Raw genomic sequence first — 16161 nt, 5'->3', positions numbered from 1 at the left:
CCCGCGCGTGACCCGCGTCACACAATGGACTCCTGTCACACCGGCCCAGGAACCACCGCGCTCCCTGGGCCGTGCGGCAGGAGTCCGTCCGCTCGCCGTACCGGCTCACACCATGACGACGAACATCACCGCCATCCCGAGCGCCATGAGACCGTGGCAGCCGAGGTCCCAGGCCGCGTGGACCGCGCCGCCCGCCGCCGTACCGCCGCCGATGCCGCCGTCCGCGCGGCCGGGATTCGCCGTACGAGGGACAAAGCGCCCGGCATCGAAGCCCCGCGCGAGCCACCACAGGGCGAGGGCGAGGAGAGCGAGCGCGAAGAGGCCCGCGCTCCAGCGATCGCCGGTTCCGCTGAGTGTCATCGCGGCGAGCGCGCCGGGCGCCGACATGTCCATCCCCGGCATGTCGTGGGCATGGCCGCCGCCCATGCCGTCCATGGACATGCCCGAGGACATCGCGGCGACCATCCAGGCCATGGCGGCGGTCATGACGGCATGGGGCAGGGCCGCGGCGAGCGCCCGGCCGCGCGATTCGACCGCGTTCGGCAGGGCGAGCGCGATCAGGAGGAACCACGCGGCGGCGGCGGAGAAGAAGAGCACCTGGGGGGTCGCGGGCAGGTCCATGCCCCACTCCCAGGCCATGGCGAACATCGCGAGGGCCATGACGGCGTGCAGGACGTGCGCGAGGCGCGCGGTCCACGGGTGCGAGCGCGCGGTGACGGCGCGCCAGAGGCCGTACGCGGCGAGGGCGACGAAGAGCAGCGTAAGTATCCAGCGCAGCCCGGTGGCGGCGATCATCGGGCCAGCTCCTTGGGGTTCTCGTCACGGGGGTTGTCGTCGCGAGGGGTCTCCTCGCGGGCGGTAGCCGGCGCGGGACGCGGGGCGCTGCGCGCGCGGCGGGTCCCGGCGAGCCCCAGGTCCATGAGCAGGAAGCAGACGAGCGGCAGACCGAACAGCGGCAGGAAGTACGCGAGTACGGCGCCGACGACGACGAGTGGAGCCATGGCCTTGCCGAGCACGCGTCGCCAGGCGCCGCGCGCGGGTGGCCTGCCGAACCTGCGCCCGCTCGCACGGGTGGGCCTGCGCAACCACCACATGCGGTAGCCCATGAAGAGCATCCCGATGAGGGCGACGGCGATCAGGGCCAGGACGATCTGGTTGGCGAGGCCGAAGAGGAGCCCCATGTGGGCGTCGATGCCCCACCGGGTGAGCTTGGCGAGGAGGGGGAAGTCGTCGAAGAGCTGCTTGTCGGTGATCTTTCCAGTGGTGGGGTCGATGGCGACCGAGTCCTGCTGTTCGGGCCAGTGCCGGGTGTTCTCGCCGACGACGTACGTACTCTTCGCGTCGGCGGGCGGGGTGATGACCAGTTTGCCCCGCAGACCGTCGGCACGGGCGATGCGAACGGCCTCGTCGAGATCGATCCGCGCGGCGGAAGCACCCGGAGCACCGTCCGAGCCATTCGAGCCGTCGCCTCGTCCGACAGCCGTCGAGACAGCGGGAGTCGCGCCACCCAGTGAATCCTGGATCTTACCGATGTTCATCCCGGCGTGCGCGGACCACGTGAGTCCGGTCGCCGACAGGGCGAGGAAGCCGATCGAGACCCACAGGCCGACCGCTCCGTGCCAGGACAGGGTCCGCTTGCGGCCCTTCGGCCCCCGGCGCGGCACGAAGAGCTTGCGCAGTCGTGCCCGGCCGCGGGGCGAGCCCACCCACAGCGCGAGTCCGCCGAGCACCTCGGCCCACAGCCAACTTGCCGCGATCTCGCTGTAGTTGCGACCGAAGTCGCCGAGGTGGAGTGTGCGGTGCAGGCTGTCGAACCACGAGCGCACGGGCAGCCACTCACCGAAGGTGCGGAGCTGTCCACGCACCTGCGCGTCGTAAGGGTTGACGAAGGCGGTCTGCGTGTAGCCCTCGGGCAGTCCCTTGACGTTGAACGTGACACGCGTCGTGTCCTCGCGACCCTCGCCCTTGGTGATCGAGACGAGTTCGCCCCCCGGTATCGCCGCGCGCGCGGCGTCGACCTGGGCGTCGAGCGGTCGGGCCTCGCCGTGCGGGGTGACCTTGAGCTCGTGGCGATAGACGACCGACTCGATCTGCGGGGTCGCGGTGTAGAGGAGCCCGGTGACGGCGGCGACGAGAAGGAAGGGGCCGATGAGGATGCCCGCGTAGAAGTGCAGGCGGAGCAGGAGGGGGCGTAGTCCGCTCCAGGCGCCGCCGCTTCTGGGGGTGGGCGTCGCGAAGCCCTCGTCCGGGGAGAGGGGTTCGGGGGGAACGGCCGCCCCGGACCGGCCTTGCGCGGGCGGTGGCGGAACGGCGGAAGTGGTCTCGGTCATCGGCTCTTCCTCGTGCGTGGACCGGCGGGGCGGTGACGTACAGGAGTCGGTGCGAGGCGTGCGGGAGTTCCCGCGCAGACGATGTGACGCGGATCACGCAGGAGCGTAGGAGGTGCGGGGACGGCAGGACAGCCCTGGGATCGAAGGTGGCCGAGATGCGGTGTGCACCGGTTGCGCCTGGAGGGACCAAAGGCAGGAAGTCGGCGCGCGGACACCACTGGTTCCCGAGGAGGAGTGCGACGCGCCTCACGAGCGAACCCGGGCGGCAAGGCACCCCGTTACCCGCGAGTACGTGCGATCGGCAGGCCGCGCCACGGGGAATGCGCCTTCCCGAGCGTGGCCCGGCCCTCGCCCGCCGGTCTCGGGCGGTCGCCACGCCCGCCTCCCCGGTACGGGCCGCGACCGGCGGGCCCCGCTTTCCTCAGCCGGTTTCCCGGTCGGCGCGCCAGACGGTGCCGCGCCGCTCGTACTCCATGATCCGTTCGACGGAGAGCGCGAGTTCGGCCCCGCACTCCCGCTCGACGAGCCACAGCGCGAGGTCGATCCCGCTCGTGACACCTCCGGCCGTCACGAGGTTCCCGTCGTCCACGACGCGGGCGTCCACCACCGTGCCGCCGTGCGCGGCCAGCTCGGCCTTGACCAGATGGTGCGTCGTGCAGGGGCGCCGCCGCGTGAGCCCGGCCGCGGCGAGGACGATGACGCCCGTGCAAACACCCGCGACGGTCACTCCCGCCTCCTGGGCGCGCACGAGTGCGCGATGCGTAGCGGCGTCGCCTGTCAGCCACTCCTCCCCGCCCGGCACGATCACGACATCGCCCGCCACCGGGTCCCACACGTCCGGTACGACGTGTCGGCTCCCGAAAAGCGTGGTCACCTCGCCGGGGGCCGAGGTGCGCACGTAGGTGGCCGAGACGTCGCCGCCCGCGTGGGCGGCCCAGCCGAACACATCGTGCGGGCCGGTGAAGTCCTGTTCCTCGGCGCCGTCGTACAACAGGATCTGGACACGCAGACTCATGTTTCCTCCTCCACTCGTGGCGACACCTGAAAACCTGCCGCCACTCAGGAGTCCGCGACACGGGGCAGGGAGTTCCCGCCGCGACCGGCTCGCCGTCCTCCACCGCGGCCGCCTCGTGGCCGCCTCGTGGCCGCCGGATCCGTCCTCGACGTGCTCACGCCGGACCTTCCGCGGGAGGTCTTCGGCGTGCGGGCGAGTGCCGAGCGGCACGCGGACGGGGTCATTCGGCTCCGGTACGCGGCGGAGCCGCTGGCCGGGGCCGGGCCTCCGCTCGCGGAGGCGGGAGGGGAGAGCTCGCGCCCGGAGTGAGGCGCCCACCGGCCATGGTGAGCGTCCCGGTCGCCCGTGCCCGGTCCCGGCCCAGGGTGTGGCTGACGCGCAGGACCGCCGTGCCGTACCGCTCCGCCGCTTCAGCGAGGACGTCGAGGACCCGGCGCGCGGTCACCGGGTCGAGCCCGGCGGTCGACTCGTCGGCGACAAGGAGGGCGGGGCGGGCGCCGAGCGCGCGCACGAGCGCGGCGCGCTGGAGCTGTCCGCCCGAGAGCGCGTGCGGGCGGCGCCGCGGGGCGTCGGGGTCGAGCCCGAGCGCGCGGGCCGTGGCGAGGGATTCGCACACGGCCCGCTCCGGGTCCCATCGGCGGCTCCGTGGCCGTCCTCGTCTGGTGCGCGGTGTTCTTCCCGCTGCTGAACACCGGGAACACCGCCATGGCGCTGCTGGCGCTCGCCGGGATGGGCCTGATCATCGCGCCCACCCACTGCGTGCAGGGCGCCATCATCGCCGCCACCTTCCCGGTGCGGGTGCGGTACTCCGGCACCTCTCTCATCCTCCAGGCCGGTGCCGTGCTCGGTGGTGGCCTGGCGCCCGTGATCTCCAGCGCACTCCTCGATTCGGTCGGCTCCTCGGCCGGGGTGACGTGGTATTTGGTGGGTGTCTGCGCCCTGAGCCTGGGCGGCGTTGTGGCTCTCTTCCGCATCGCTCCCGAGGCGCCGGCCGAGCGGGCACCGTCATCCCCGGAACTGGTGAGTGAGGCATGACCGACCGTCCCGTCGTCCGCAGCGGCCCCTTGCGGTACGCGACCGCCGAGCGCTTCGCCCGGCCCCGTCCCGCGGCGTCCGAAGCCCCTGCCGGGCCGGTCGGCGCCGTCTGCCCGCAGCCACCGTCCCGTCTGGACGCGGTGATGGGCCCACCCCTCGACCCGCGACCGCAGAGCGAGGACTGCCTCCACCTGGCGGTCACCGCTCCGGAGGGCAGACCGGCACCCGGCTCGCCGGGCCGCCCGGTGCTGGTCTGGTTCCACGGCGGCGGTTTCAGCAGCGGCGCGGGCATCCGCGACTGGTACGACGGCACTTCCCTCGCAGCGGAGCAGGACGTGGTCGTCGTCAGCGCCGGCTACCGGCTGGGCGCGCTCGGCTACCTCCTCCTCGACGGGGTCAGCGAGGGCAATCTCGGGCTGTGGGACCAGGTGGAGGCGCTGCGCTGGGTGCGTGACCACATCGCCCGTTTCGGCGGGGACCCGGGCAATGTAACGCTCTTCGGCCAGTCCGCCGGCGCGTTGTCGATCCGGCTGCTCATGGACGTGCCCGAGGCGCGCGTCCTCTTCCGCCGCGCGATCCTGCAGAGCGCGCCGCTGTCCCTCGCCACCCAGACCGCGGACGAGGCGCACGAGCTCGGGCGTGTCTTCGCAGCCCACCTCGGCACCGACCCGCGCACCGCCGCACCGGAGCGGCTGCTGGCAGCGCAGGCGCTGACCGCCGCCGAGCAGCGGCGTCGTACGGGGAGTTTCCTGGCTCCGCCCTTCGGACCGGTGTGCGCAAGGGGACCGCTGTCCAGCACCACCGGCCCGCCCGCCTTCGCGGAGGGTGCCCCGGATGTTCTCTACGGATGGAACGCCGACGACATGTCCGCCTTCCCCGAGGGCCCGCAGGACACCGGGAGCGTTGCCGAGCGCACCCGGCGCGCCTACGAGATCCCGCTCACGGCACTGCGCCGGGAACTGGAGAGTGCCGGGGCCGAGGTGTACGGATACCGGCTGGACTGGCGTCCGCCCGGCTCCCCGTACGGAGCGACCCACTGCGTCGAGATCCCCCTGCTCCTGGGCTCGGCGGACGCCTGGCGGGACGCCCCGATGCTGGGGGATCTCTCCTGGCAGGAAGTGGACGCGTTCGGCCGTCGCGTACGGTCCGCCTGGGCCGCGTTCGCCCGCGAGGGAAACCCGGGCCCGATGCCGGCACCCATGATCGCGTGGGACTCCTGATACGCGGCCCCGAGCTGTCACGACGCGCGTCCCATCCGGCCGCCCACCACTGCCCCGTGCGAGACGGCGTGCGGCAAGGGAAGCGGGCGCGGCAGGCACCGACGAGCTACGACCAGGCTGTCCGGCCACCGGCCGCTGTCGATCTCCGCGACGACCTGCCCACCTCGTCTGCCACGTCGTCTCCGACGCCGTCCTGCGGGGCCGACGACCACGGTTCGTCCAAGCAGGACGGTGCCCCGTTCATCACCCGGGGCGAGCCTGGCCCCACCCAAGGCGAAGGGCTGAGGCGCCGTCACACTCTCCTGGACACTCACGTAGCGCAGGGATCGCTCTGAAAGGGAAATGAGCGATCTCGCTCAGCCGAGGAAGCTCAGCCGCACCTGCCGGTCCGGGTTGTCCACGTTCGTGTCCACCAGGCACACCGACTGCCACGTGCCCAGGGCCAGGTGGCCGGCGGTGACGGGGAGGGTGGCGTGTGGGGGGATGAGGGCGGGGAGGACGTGGTCGCGGCCGTGGCCGGGGGTGCCGTGGCGGTGGTGCCAGGGGTGGGTCGGTGGGAGGAGGGTCTGGAGGATGGCGAGGAGGTCGTCGTCGCTGCCCGCGCCGGTTTCGAGGATCGCGAGGCCGGCTGTGGCGTGGGGGACGAAGAGGTTGAGGAGGCCGTCGCGGCCGGCGGCGTGGGTGGCGAGGAAGCGTTCGCAGTCGGCGGTCAGGTCGTGGACGGTTTCGTGCCCGCCGGTACGGACGCCGAGGGTCTCGGTGTGGAAGGTCATGACGCACATCCTCGCGCAGCGGGTGCGGGAAGATCCGGCGGCGCGGCGTCGTTGGTGCGGGTGTGAGTGAGGACAGAGCGGTGGACGTCGTCGTGGTCGGTGCCGGGCAGGCGGGGCTCTCGGCCGCGTATCACCTGCGGCGGACGGGGATGGAGTACGTGGTGCTCGACCACGCGCCGGCGCCCGGGGGCGCCTGGCAGTTCCGGTGGCCCTCGCTCACGTACGGCAAGGTCAACGGGATGCACTCGCTGCCGGGCATGGAGCTGACCGGGGCCGATCCCGCGCGGCCCTCGTCCGAGGTCGTCGCGGGGTACTTCCGCGCGTACGAGGAGCGGTTCGCGCTGGCGGTGCGGCGGCCCGTCGACGTGCGCGCGGTGCGCGAGGGCGAGGGCGGGCGGCTGCGCGTGGAGACCTCGGACGGTACGTGGTCGGCGCGCGCGCTCATCAGCGCGACCGGCACGTGGGACCGCCCCTTCCGGCCCCGCTACCCCGGTCAGGACAGCTTCCTGGGGGAGCAGCTGCACACCGTGCGGTACCCGGGTCCCGAGTACTTCGCGGGCAAGCGCGTCGTCGTGGTCGGGGGCGGGATATCGGCGACGCAGCACCTGCTCGAACTCGCGCCGTACGCGGCGGCGACCCGCTGGGTGACGCGGCGTGAACCGGTGTTCCGCGAAGGGCCGTTCGGCGAGGAGGAGGGGCGCGCCGCGGTCGCGCTCGTGGACGCGCGAGTACGGGACGGGCTGCCGCCGCGCAGTGTCGTCTCGGTGACGGGGCTGCCGCTGAACGACGCGGTCCGCGCGGGTCTCGCCGACGGCACCCTCGACCGGCACCCGATGTTCGCGCGGATCACGCCCGAGGGGGTCGAGTGGGCGGACGGGAGCCGCTTCGAGGCCGACGTCATCCTGTGGGCGACCGGCTTCAGGCCCGCCCTGGAGCACCTGCGCCCGCTCGGCCTGCGCGAGCCGGGCGGCGGCGTCCGTATGGAGGACACGAAGGTCGTGCGCGATCCCCGGGTGCACCTGGTCGGGTACGGGCCCTCGGCGAGCACGATCGGCGCCAACCGCGCGGGGCGCTCGGCCGTACGGGACATCCGCGCCCTGTTGGGCAAGGAGCCGTCGCCCACCGCCGTGTCCGGCTCCGCTCCCGTGCCCCAACCCGTACCGGCGACCGTCTGAGCAGGCGCCGCACCCACGCTCCCCCGCTCCCCCTCTCAGGAGGAAACGCTCGGGCTCGGGGAGCTGTGGAGCTTGTTGAACTCGGCCACGTTCTTCTGGTGCTCCGCGTAGTCGCTCGTGAAGCGGGTGTCGCCGCGCTTGACCGTGACGAAGTAGAGCCAGTCGCCCTCGGCCGGGCGGGTCGCCGCGCGCAGTGCCTGGGCGCCCGGGTTGGCGATGGGCGTGGGCGGCAGGCCCTTGTGGACGTACGTGTTGTAGGGGGTCTTGCTGCGGGTCTCGGCGGTCTTGGTGTGCAGGGTGCTGCGGCCGAGTCCGTAGTTCAGGGTCGAGTCCATCTGGAGCGGCATGCCCTCGTCGAGCCGGTTGTAGACGACGCGGGCGACGCGGGCCATGTCCTTGTCGGTGGCCGCCTCGGACTGGACGATGCTCGCGACGGTGACGAGCTGGTAGCGCGAGACGGCGTTCTGCTCGGCGCCGGCGGCGACGGTGCCCTCCGCGTAGGTGCGGTTGGCCGTGTCGACCATCGTGCTCAGCAGCCGCTCCGGGGTGCTCTTCTCCGTGATCGGGTACGTGGCCGGATAGAGGTACCCCTCCGGGTTGCCGCCCGCGGCGCCGGGGAGCGCGAGCCCGGCGGCGGCGGCCTTCTTGCCGGTCGTGCCCTTCTTCAGGTGCAGGGCGGTGTCGACGGCCGCGTACACCTGGCTCGCGCGCCAGCCCTCGGGAACGGTGAGCGTGGCGGCGTGCCGCGGGCCCTCGTCCTCGTCGCCGCCCAGGACGAACGGCGCGGCGATCGCGGCGGCGACGGCGGCGAGGGCCGTGGTCAGGAGGACGAGCCTGCCCCTGCGGGTGATGCGGGTCCGGCGGCCGCCCGGCGGGCCCGGGCGGCCGGGAGCGGGCGTGGAGCGGGAGCGCGAGGGGCGCGAGGGGTCGGTCATAAGGGCACGTTAATCACTTATCTCCCGTTTTCTACGCCTTGACGGTGGACGGCGGCGCGGAAGGCAGGATCACCTGCTCGGGAGCTTCGCCCCCACGCGCCTCGCCCTTGCGGGAATCGCTGCGCACGAGGGCCGCGTAGGCGCCGTCGCGGGCGAGGAGTTCCTCGTGGGTGCCGCGCTCCGCGATGCGGCCGCCGTCGAGCACGACGATCTGGTCGGCGTTCCTGATGGTGGAGAGGCGGTGGGCGATGGTGAGCGTGGTGCGCCCCGCCGCGAGGGTGTCGAGCGCTTCCTGGACCGCGCGTTCGGTGCGGGTGTCGAGGGCGCTCGTGGCCTCGTCGAGTACGAGCACGGGCGGGTCGCGCAGGATCGTGCGGGCGAGGGCGAGGCGCTGTTTCTCGCCGCCGGAGAAGCGGTGCCCGCGTTCGCCGACGACCGTGTCGTACCCCTGCGGAAGACCCGCGATGTGGTCGTGGATCTGGGCCGCGCGGGCCGCCGCCCGCAGTTCCTCGTCGCTCGCGTCCGGCTTGGCGAAGCGGAGGTTGTCGGCGACGGAGGCGTGGAAGAGGTACGTCTCCTGCGAGACGACGCCGACGGCGCGGGCGAGGGTGTCGAAGTCGAGGTCGCGCACGTCGACGCCGTCGAGCGTGACGCGTCCGCCGCTGACGTCGTAGAGGCGGGGCACGAGCTGGCTCAGGGTGCTCTTGCCGGAGCCGGTGGGGCCGACGACGGCGAGGGACCCTCCGGCCGGGAGGGTGAGGTCGATGCCGTCGAGGACGGGGCTGTCGTCCCCGTACCGGAAGGCGACCTTCTCGAAGCGGACCTCGCCCTTGACCCGGTCGATGTGGACCGGCTGTTCGCGTTCGGTGATGTCGACGGGGAGGTCGAGGTACTCGAAGATGCGCTGGAAGAGCGCGAGCGAGGTCTGCACCTGCACGCCGGTCGCGAGGAGGCTCACGGTGGGGCGGAAGAGGCCCTGCTGGAGCGAGACGAAGGCGACGAGGGTGCCGAGCGAGATCGCGGCGCCGTTGGCCTGGGCGAGTCCGGCGGCCCAGTAGAGGAAGGCGGGCATCGCGGCCATGACCACGCTGATGACGGACATCCGCCAGCGGCCGGCCATGTTGGAGCGCACTTCGAGGTCGACGAGTTCCTCGGACTCGCGCGCGAAGGAGCGGGTGAGGGAGTCGGCGCGGCCCATCGTGCGGCCGAGCAGGATGCCGCTCACCGAGAGGGACTCGGTGACGGTCGCGGCCATGGTGGCCATCTGGCGCTGGCGCTCGCTCGTGATGCGCTTGCGCTCGCGCCCCACGCGGCGGCTGACGAGGACGAAGACGGGGAGCAGGACGAGCGAGACGACCGTGAGGCGCCAGTCGAGCGCGAGCATCGCCACGACCGTCGCGATCACCGACGTGAGGTTGGAGACGAGGCTCGTCGCCGTCGAGGTGACCGTCGCCTGCATGCCGCCGATGTCGTTGGCGATGCGGGACTGGACCTCGCCCGTGCGCGTGCGCGTGAAGAAGGCGAGGGACATGCGCTGGAGGCGCGCGTAGACGCCGGTGCGCAGGTCGTGCATGACGCGCTGGCCGACCGTGGTCGACAGGAGTGTCTGGAGGACGTTGAAGACGCTCGACAGGACGGCGCTGAGGATCATGCCGAGCGCGAGGAGGCTCAGCAGGCCCGTCCGCCCGTCCGGGATCGCGGTGTCGAGGATCTCGCGGAGGAGGAACGGGGTGACGACGGAGACGAGCGAGGAGGCGGCGACGAGCACGCCGACGACGGCGAGGCGGCCCCGGTAGGGGCGGAAGAGCCGCAGGATGCGGCGGATCTGGCGTGGTTCCTGGTCCTCGCGAGCGGGCTTGGCGGGCGGGGTCCAGTTGATCTCGGGCGGGCGCATGGGCTCCTTCAGCGAGGTGGCGGGGTGGCGTGGACGACGTTCGGGCAGCGGCGGCCCGCGTCCGGGAAGCGGCAGAAGGCTCTCGGAGAGCATAAGTCATTGTTACCTATGTACACAATGAATGCTGTCCTGATAATATTCCGCCATGCGCTCCCCCGCCCCCGACGCCGCACCTCACGCCGCCCCCGACAGCGACGCCGCCCTCGCCGAGCAGTTGCTCCGCCTCAACCGCCGCCTGCACCGCCTCCAGCGCCACCAGTTCGGACCGCTCGGCATCACCCCCGCGCAGAGCCGCCTCCTGCGCGCCGTGACGGTCTTCCCCGAGCCGCCCCGCATGGCGGACCTCGCCGCACGGCTCGACGTCGTCCCGCGCGCGATCACGACGCTCGTGGACGCCCTGGAGGCGAGCCACCGGGTGCGCAGGGTGCCCGATCCGGGCAACCGCCGGGTGACGCGCATCGAGCTGACCGACGAGGGGCGCGAGACCCTGGAGGCACTGCGCCGGGCGCGGCGCGAGGCGGCCCAGGAGGTGCTCTCGCCGCTGGACCCGGGACAGCGCGCCCAGCTCGGTGGCCTGCTGGAGCTGCTGGTCAGCGGGGGGCCCGGGGAGGCGCACGGACACTGCGCGCAGCCGCCCCGGACGCCTGGGCGGAAGGGCGAGGAGCGAGAATAGGCGGGACCTCCGCCGCCGGGCGCCCCGTGGTGCCGGCGGCGCACCGTGGACGAAGGAGTGCCGCCCCATGCCGCTGCTGGAACCGAGCCCGAACGCCCTGCGCCCCTCCGGGCGCGAGGAGACCGCACCGGACCTGGTCCCCGCGGGGCTCGCCGGCGGCACCCCCGAACCCCTGCGCGCCGAGCTGGGCGCGCTGCTCGGGCCCGGGAAGGTCCTCTCCGGCATCTCCGACCTCGTGCGCTACGCGTCCGACGCGAGCCCCTACCGCTTCCTGCCCCAGGTCGTGGCGGTCCCCGAGTCGGCCGAGGACGTCGCGGCGGTGATGCGGTACGCGCGGGACAAGGGCCGCAAGGTCGTCTTCCGCGCCGCCGGGACCTCGCTCAACGGGCAGGCGCAGGGCGAGGACATCCTCGTGGACGTGCGGCGGCACTGGGCGGGCGTCGAGGTGCTCGACGACGGCGCGCGCGTGCGCCTCGGCCCCGGTACGACGATCGTACGGGCCAATACGACGCTCGCCCGGCACGGGCGCGTGCTCGGGCCCGACCCGGCGAGCGCCATCGCGTGCACGGTCGGCGGCGTCGTCGCGAACAACGCCTCGGGCATGACGGCGGGGACGACCCGGAACTCGTACCGCCTCGTCAGCTCGCTCACCGTGGTCCTGCCCTCGGGCACGGTCGTGGACACGGGTGCGCCCGACGCGGGCGAGAAGCTGGCGGCGGCGGAGCCGGAGCTGTGCGCGGGGCTCATGGCGCTGAAGGCGGAGATCGAGGCGGACGCGGCGCTCACGGCCCGTATCCGCGCGAAGTACGAGATCAAGAACACCAACGGTTACCGGCTCGACGCCTTCCTCGACGGGGACGACCCGGTGTCGATCCTGCGCGGGCTGATGGTCGGTTCCGAGGGCACCTTCGGCTTCATCTCGGAGGTCGTCTTCGACACGCTGCCGCTGGAGCGCCTGAACTCCACGGCGCTGCTCTTCTTCCCCTCGCTCCCCGCGGCTGCCGCCGCCGTGCCGAAGTTCAACGAGGCGGGCGCGATCGCCGTCGAGCTGATGGACGGGAACACGCTGCGCGCCTCGACGAGCGTCGCCGGGGTGCCCGCGGACTGGGCGGACCTGCCGAAGGACACGGCGGCGCTGCTCGTGGAGTTCCGGGCGTCCGACGAGGCGGGGCGGGAGGCGAACGAGCGGGCCGCCGCCGGAGTGATGGAGAGCCTTGAACTGGTGGCCCCGGTGGCCTCGGTGACCAATGCCTTCACGCGCGAGGCGAAGGTCATCGGCGGGTACTGGAAGGCGCGCAAGGCGTTCGTGACCGCCGTGGGCGGTACGCGGCCCTCGGGCACGACGCTCATCACGGAGGACTTCGCCGTGCCGCCCTCGCGGCTCGCCGAGGCGTGCGAGGCGCTCCTCGAACTCCAGACCGCGCACGGCTTCGACGCCGCGGTCGCCGGTCACGCCGCGCACGGCAACCTCCACTTCCTCCTCGCCTTCGACGCCGCGAAGCCCGAGGACGTGCGGCGCTACGCCGACTTCATGGACGCGTTCTGCGCGAGCACCGTCGAGCGCTTCGACGGCTCGCTGAAGGCCGAGCACGCGACGGGCCGCAACATCGCGCCGTTCCTGGAGCTGGAGTGGGGTCCGCGCGCGACGGAACTGATGTGGCGGATCAAGCAGGTCATGGACCCGGAGGGGGTGCTCGCCCCGCGCATCGTGCTCGACCGCGACCCGAAGGCCCACCTGCGCGGCCTCAAGACGATCCCGCGGGTCGAGGCGGTCGCCGACCCGTGCATCGAGTGCGGCTTCTGCGAACCGACCTGCCCGAGCCACGACCTCACCACGACGCCGCGCCAGCGCATCGTGCTGCGCCGCGAGATGATGCGCCAGCCCGACGGCTCGGCCGTCGAGACCGGGCTGCTCGACGCGTACGGCTACGACGCCGTGGACACGTGCGCGGGCGACTCGACGTGCAAGCTCGCGTGCCCCGTCGGCATCGACACGGGCGCCATGATGAAGGAGTTCCGCCACCAGCGGCACAGCCCCCGCGAGGAGAAGATCGCCACGTACACGGCGAAGGACTTCAAGCTCGTGGAGAGCGGGGCGCGGCTCGCGGTGGCCTCGGCGGAGAAGATCAGCGACCGGCTGCTCACCGCGGTGACGCGCACGGCGCGCAAGGCGGTCCGCCCCGACCTCGTGCCGGAGTGGCTGCCGGAGATCCCCGGCGCGGCGGCCCGGCGGCTGCCGCGCACGGAGAAGTCGGCGGCGACGGCCGTCTACTACCCGGCGTGCGTCAACCGCATCTTCGGCGGTCCCGAGGGCGACTACGAGCCCTCGCTGCCGCAGGCCGTCGTGCTGCTCGCGCGGCGCGCGGGCAAGCCGGTGTGGATCCCCGAGGACGTCTCGGGCACGTGCTGCTCGACGATCTGGCACTCGAAGGGCTACGAGGACGCCAACACCGTCATGGCCAACCGCATCGTCGAGGCGGCCTGGGGCTGGACGGGCGGCGGGCGGCTGCCGCTCGTCGTCGACGCCTCCTCGTGCACGCTCGGGATCGCCCACGAGGTGGTGCCGTACCTGACGCCGGAGAACAAGGAACTGCACGAGGCGCTCACGATCGTGGACTCACTCGTGTGGGCGGCCGAGGAACTGCTTCCGGAGCTGACCGTCCACCGCAAGGTGGAGTCCGCCGTCGTCCACCCGACGTGCTCGATGCAGCACCTCGGCGACGTCGACCAGCTCGTGGAGCTGGCCGGGGCGTGCGCCCATGAGGTCGTCCTGCCGGACGACGTCGGCTGCTGCGCCTTCGCGGGCGACCGGGGGATGCTCCACCGGGAGCTGACGGAGTCGGCGACGGCGGCGGAGGCGGCCGAGGTGACCGCCAGGGACTTCGACGCGTACCTCTCGGCGAACCGTATGTGCGAGGTCGGGATGGACCACGCGACGGGCGGCAAGGGTTACGCCTCGGTGCTCATGCAGCTGGAGCGGGCGACGCGACCGCCGCGGGGCTGAGGGGGCGGGGTGCGGGGGGGGCCGGGCGGTACGGGGCGGGCGCGGGCGGCTGCGTACTGGCGGGTCTCGTCCCCCTGCCGCCGCGCTCGTTCCCGTTCCCGTACTGCCCCGCTCACTCCCCTACCGCCGGAACACCCCGCTCAGGCCGCCAGGTTCTTCTTGTCGCCCATGACCACCACCGGGTGCTGGGCCGGGTCGAGGGTCGTGAGCAGGGACCTCATGCCCGCCTTGGGGATGCTCACGCACGCCGAGGTGCCGCTGCCGTGGTCCATGTGCAGCCAGATGCTGCCGCCCTTGGTCTGGCCCTCGGGGCGCGTGGGGTCGTTGGGCGCGGTGCCCTTGACGCGGTTGTAGTCGATGGCGATGACGTAGTCGAAGTCGTGCCAGTGCGACTTCGACCAGTAGTGCGGCGCCTGGATCGAGGCGGTCTGCGTGTACGGGAGCGCGGCGCCCGGGTCGGCGAGGACGCCGCCCGCGTCGCTCAGCGTGTAGACGCCGACGGGGCTGCGCTTGTCGTTCTCGTGGTGGGCCGTGGTCCAGCCCTTCTTACCGTTGTGCCCCTGCCAGGAAGCGGACTTCTTCCAGGTCTTCCCGGTCTTCGTGTAGAGCACGACGGTCGAGTCGGCGGAGTCGACGCCCTTGCCGTAGACGGCGACGACCTGGCGGCTCTGGGCGGGGATGCGTGACAGGAGGCGGGCGCCGACGCCGGGGATGCGGGTCGGGTCGGCCTCGGGGGCGCGGTGCGCGGCGGCCGAGGACGCGGCGGCCTTCTTCGCGCCGTCCCCGCCGTCCTGGCCGGAGCCCTGTCCGGAGCAGGAGGTGAGCAGCGCGAGCACCGCCGCCGTACCGATCAGGACCTTCACCGTGCCACCCGTACTGTGCATACGGTCATACTCCCACCCAGCGCGCGGGGTCCTGCGCCGGAAGGCCGTCCGGGCCCGGGACCTGCCGATTCCTTTGCCGATCGACGAAAAGTCATTTGCTCTTCCGGGACCGACAGGTAAGGCTTGCCTCATTTGTTCGACTCTCCGCCTGGACTCTCATGCGCATCAAGGATCTTCCGTACGCGGACCCCGGAACCCCCGACGTACGGTCAGGCCCCCGTTTCCTGTACTGGCTGGGACGGCAGCAGCGGGGCGGCCAGTTGCGCGCGCTCGCCTGGGGGCTGCTCAACTTCGGCTCGCTCTCGGCGCTGCCCTACCCCGTGGGCATAGCCGTCCAGGCCGTCACGGACGGCGGCGACGGGGCGGGCGGCCGGCTCGCCCTGGCGGGACTGCTCCTCCTCGCGCTCGGCGCGGGTGTCGCGCTCGGCGACGTCATGCTGCACCGCACGGCGGTCACCAACTGGATCACCGCGGCGGCGCGCATCCAGCAGCTCCTGATCCGCAAGAGCGCGGAGCTCGGCTCGACGCTCACCCGCAGGGTCGCGGCGGGAGAAGTGGTCGCGGTTTCCACAGGCGACGTGGAAAAAATCGGATGGTTCGTCGAGGCGCTCTCGCGCTTCATGGCGGCGGCGCTCACGGTCGTCCTCATCTGCGCGGGGCTGTTCTTCTACGAGCCGCACCTCGCGGTCGTCGTGGCGATCGGCGCGCCCGTGGTGGCGCTCTCGGTCCTGCCGCTCCTGCCGCCCTCGGTGCGCCGCGCCGACGTCCAGCGCGAGAAGGCGGGACACGCGACGGAACTCGCCTCGGACACCGTCGCCGGGCTGCGGGTGCTGCGCGGCATCGGCGGCGAGGAGCTGTTCCTCGGCCGCTACCGGGCGGCCTCGCAGGAGGTGCGCGGGGCCGCCGTGCGCAGCGCGCGGCTGTGGTCGCTCATCGCCGCGGTGCAGGTGCTCATCCCTGGGCTGCTGCTCATCGCGGTGGTCTGGTACGGGGTGCGGCTCGCGCGCGAGGGCACCGTGTCGGTCGGGGAACTGGTCACCGTGTACAGCATGGTGACGCTGCTCGCGTGGCCGATGCGCCACTTCGAGGAGATCGCGATGGCCTACTCCTTCTCGCGCCCCTCGGCGCGGCGCGCGGCGCGCGTGCTGTCGCTGCGGCGCGTCGCGGAGCCGACGGGCGGGGAAGCGGGGGCCCCGGACGAGGGTGCGGTGGCCGGCGCGGGG

At 72.9% G+C, this 16161-nt stretch carries 14 protein-coding genes and 1 pseudogene; 7 read left to right on the top strand and 8 right to left on the bottom strand.

The window, feature by feature from the left end; all coding sequences use genetic code 11:
• Positions 1–105: 105 nt before the first annotated feature.
• The 3 genes from G3I42_RS05640 to G3I42_RS05630 all read right to left on the bottom strand — a co-directional run bounded on the left by G3I42_RS05640 (position 106) and on the right by G3I42_RS05630 (position 3345).
• Entirely contained in the window at positions 106–795 is a 690-nt protein-coding gene (locus tag G3I42_RS05640; RefSeq protein WP_164282932.1) for a DUF5134 domain-containing protein, read from the bottom strand.
• The gene (locus G3I42_RS05635; protein ID WP_164282930.1) at positions 792–2330 is read right to left on the bottom strand and encodes a PepSY domain-containing protein; all 1539 of its coding nucleotides are present in this window, start codon (positions 2328–2330) and stop codon (positions 792–794) included. The genes G3I42_RS05640 and G3I42_RS05635 overlap by 4 nt, the downstream gene beginning before the upstream one ends.
• A 421-nt stretch (positions 2331–2751) precedes the next feature.
• Complete coding sequence (locus G3I42_RS05630) at positions 2752–3345, bottom strand: DJ-1/PfpI family protein (RefSeq protein ID WP_164282928.1); 594 nt, start codon at positions 3343–3345, stop codon at positions 2752–2754.
• 117 nt (positions 3346–3462) lie between these two features.
• Between G3I42_RS05630 and G3I42_RS37395 the strand changes: the two are divergent.
• Positions 3463–3654, top strand: a pseudogene (locus G3I42_RS37395) (hypothetical protein); the annotation flags it as partial.
• Here the strand turns inward: G3I42_RS37395 and G3I42_RS05625 are convergent.
• On the bottom strand, positions 3566–3961 hold the full coding sequence (locus G3I42_RS05625) for an ATP-binding cassette domain-containing protein (protein WP_164282926.1): 396 nt from the start codon (positions 3959–3961) through the stop codon (positions 3566–3568). The pseudogene G3I42_RS37395 and the gene G3I42_RS05625 overlap by 89 nt on opposite strands.
• A gap of 29 nt (positions 3962–3990) precedes the next feature.
• Between G3I42_RS05625 and G3I42_RS05620 the strand changes: the two genes are divergently transcribed.
• Both G3I42_RS05620 and G3I42_RS05615 read left to right on the top strand, forming a co-directional pair.
• Positions 3991–4380 (top strand): hypothetical protein, encoded by a 390-nt coding sequence (locus tag G3I42_RS05620; protein WP_239096278.1) that lies wholly within the window; start codon positions 3991–3993, stop codon positions 4378–4380.
• Positions 4377–5600 carry a carboxylesterase family protein gene (locus G3I42_RS05615; RefSeq protein ID WP_164282924.1) on the top strand — a complete coding sequence of 408 codons (1224 nt, stop codon included), beginning with the start codon at positions 4377–4379 and terminating at the stop codon, positions 5598–5600. Before G3I42_RS05620 ends, G3I42_RS05615 begins: the two co-directional genes overlap by 4 nt.
• 356 nt (positions 5601–5956) lie before the next feature.
• Here the strand turns inward: G3I42_RS05615 and G3I42_RS05610 are convergent, their stop codons facing one another.
• A complete protein-coding gene (locus tag G3I42_RS05610) occupies positions 5957–6382 on the bottom strand; it encodes a YjbQ family protein (protein WP_203606405.1) in 426 nt (141 codons plus the stop codon).
• Positions 6383–6435: 53 nt separating this feature from the next.
• Here G3I42_RS05610 and G3I42_RS05605 point away from each other — a divergent pair, with 53 nt between their 5' ends.
• On the top strand, positions 6436–7548 hold the full coding sequence (locus tag G3I42_RS05605) for an FAD-dependent oxidoreductase (RefSeq protein WP_164282920.1): 1113 nt from the start codon (positions 6436–6438) through the stop codon (positions 7546–7548).
• 35 nt (positions 7549–7583) lie between these two features.
• On the opposite strand, the gene mltG is transcribed toward G3I42_RS05605, so the two are convergent.
• Both mltG and G3I42_RS05595 read right to left on the bottom strand, forming a co-directional pair.
• A complete protein-coding gene (mltG, locus tag G3I42_RS05600; protein WP_164282918.1) occupies positions 7584–8483 on the bottom strand; it encodes an endolytic transglycosylase MltG in 900 nt (299 codons plus the stop codon).
• A gap of 31 nt (positions 8484–8514) precedes the next feature.
• A complete protein-coding gene (locus G3I42_RS05595) occupies positions 8515–10377 on the bottom strand; it encodes an ABC transporter ATP-binding protein (protein WP_164282916.1) in 1863 nt (620 codons plus the stop codon).
• A 145-nt stretch (positions 10378–10522) separates the two neighbouring features.
• Between G3I42_RS05595 and G3I42_RS05590 the strand changes: the two genes are divergently transcribed.
• Positions 10523–11050, top strand: coding sequence for a MarR family transcriptional regulator (locus G3I42_RS05590; protein WP_164282914.1), 528 nt, complete (start codon positions 10523–10525; stop codon positions 11048–11050).
• Between the two features lie 67 nt (positions 11051–11117).
• Entirely contained in the window at positions 11118–14054 is a 2937-nt protein-coding gene (locus G3I42_RS05585) for an FAD-binding and (Fe-S)-binding domain-containing protein (protein ID WP_164282912.1), read from the top strand.
• 140 nt (positions 14055–14194) lie between these two features.
• Here G3I42_RS05585 and G3I42_RS05580 read toward each other — a convergent pair whose 3' ends face one another.
• Positions 14195–14938: a hypothetical protein gene (locus tag G3I42_RS05580; RefSeq protein ID WP_164282910.1), complete on the bottom strand. Its 744-nt coding sequence runs from the start codon at positions 14936–14938 to the stop codon at positions 14195–14197.
• A 158-nt stretch (positions 14939–15096) separates the two neighbouring features.
• On the opposite strand from G3I42_RS05580, the gene G3I42_RS05575 reads away from it, so the two are divergent.
• On the top strand, positions 15097–16161 hold a 1065-nt coding region (locus G3I42_RS05575), incomplete at its 3' end, for an ABC transporter ATP-binding protein (RefSeq protein WP_164282908.1).

The sequence above is a fragment of the Streptomyces sp. SID11385 genome, from assembly GCF_010548245.1.
Lineage (GTDB): Bacteria > Actinomycetota > Actinomycetes > Streptomycetales > Streptomycetaceae > Streptomyces.
The sequence above is the reverse complement of the archived record's forward strand: the minus strand, read 5'-3'. Positions and strand labels throughout refer to the sequence as shown.

Excerpts from the sequence above, each read along its gene's own strand:
- G3I42_RS05610 (WP_203606405.1), bottom strand. The coding sequence starts at position 6,382 with ATGTGCGTCATGACCTTCCACACCGAGACCCTCGGCGTCCGTACCGGC.
- G3I42_RS05595 (WP_164282916.1), bottom strand. The coding sequence starts at position 10,377 with ATGCGCCCGCCCGAGATCAACTGGACCCCGCCCGCCAAGCCCGCTCGC.
- G3I42_RS05580 (WP_164282910.1), bottom strand. The coding sequence starts at position 14,938 with ATGCACAGTACGGGTGGCACGGTGAAGGTCCTGATCGGTACGGCGGCG.
- G3I42_RS05640 (WP_164282932.1), bottom strand. The coding sequence starts at position 795 with ATGATCGCCGCCACCGGGCTGCGCTGGATACTTACGCTGCTCTTCGTC.
- G3I42_RS05585 (WP_164282912.1), top strand. The coding sequence starts at position 11,118 with ATGCCGCTGCTGGAACCGAGCCCGAACGCCCTGCGCCCCTCCGGGCGC.
- G3I42_RS05630 (WP_164282928.1), bottom strand. The coding sequence starts at position 3,345 with ATGAGTCTGCGTGTCCAGATCCTGTTGTACGACGGCGCCGAGGAACAG.
- G3I42_RS05590 (WP_164282914.1), top strand. The coding sequence starts at position 10,523 with ATGCGCTCCCCCGCCCCCGACGCCGCACCTCACGCCGCCCCCGACAGC.
- G3I42_RS05615 (WP_164282924.1), top strand. The coding sequence starts at position 4,377 with ATGACCGACCGTCCCGTCGTCCGCAGCGGCCCCTTGCGGTACGCGACC.
- G3I42_RS05635 (WP_164282930.1), bottom strand. The coding sequence starts at position 2,330 with ATGACCGAGACCACTTCCGCCGTTCCGCCACCGCCCGCGCAAGGCCGG.
- mltG (WP_164282918.1), bottom strand. The coding sequence starts at position 8,483 with ATGACCGACCCCTCGCGCCCCTCGCGCTCCCGCTCCACGCCCGCTCCC.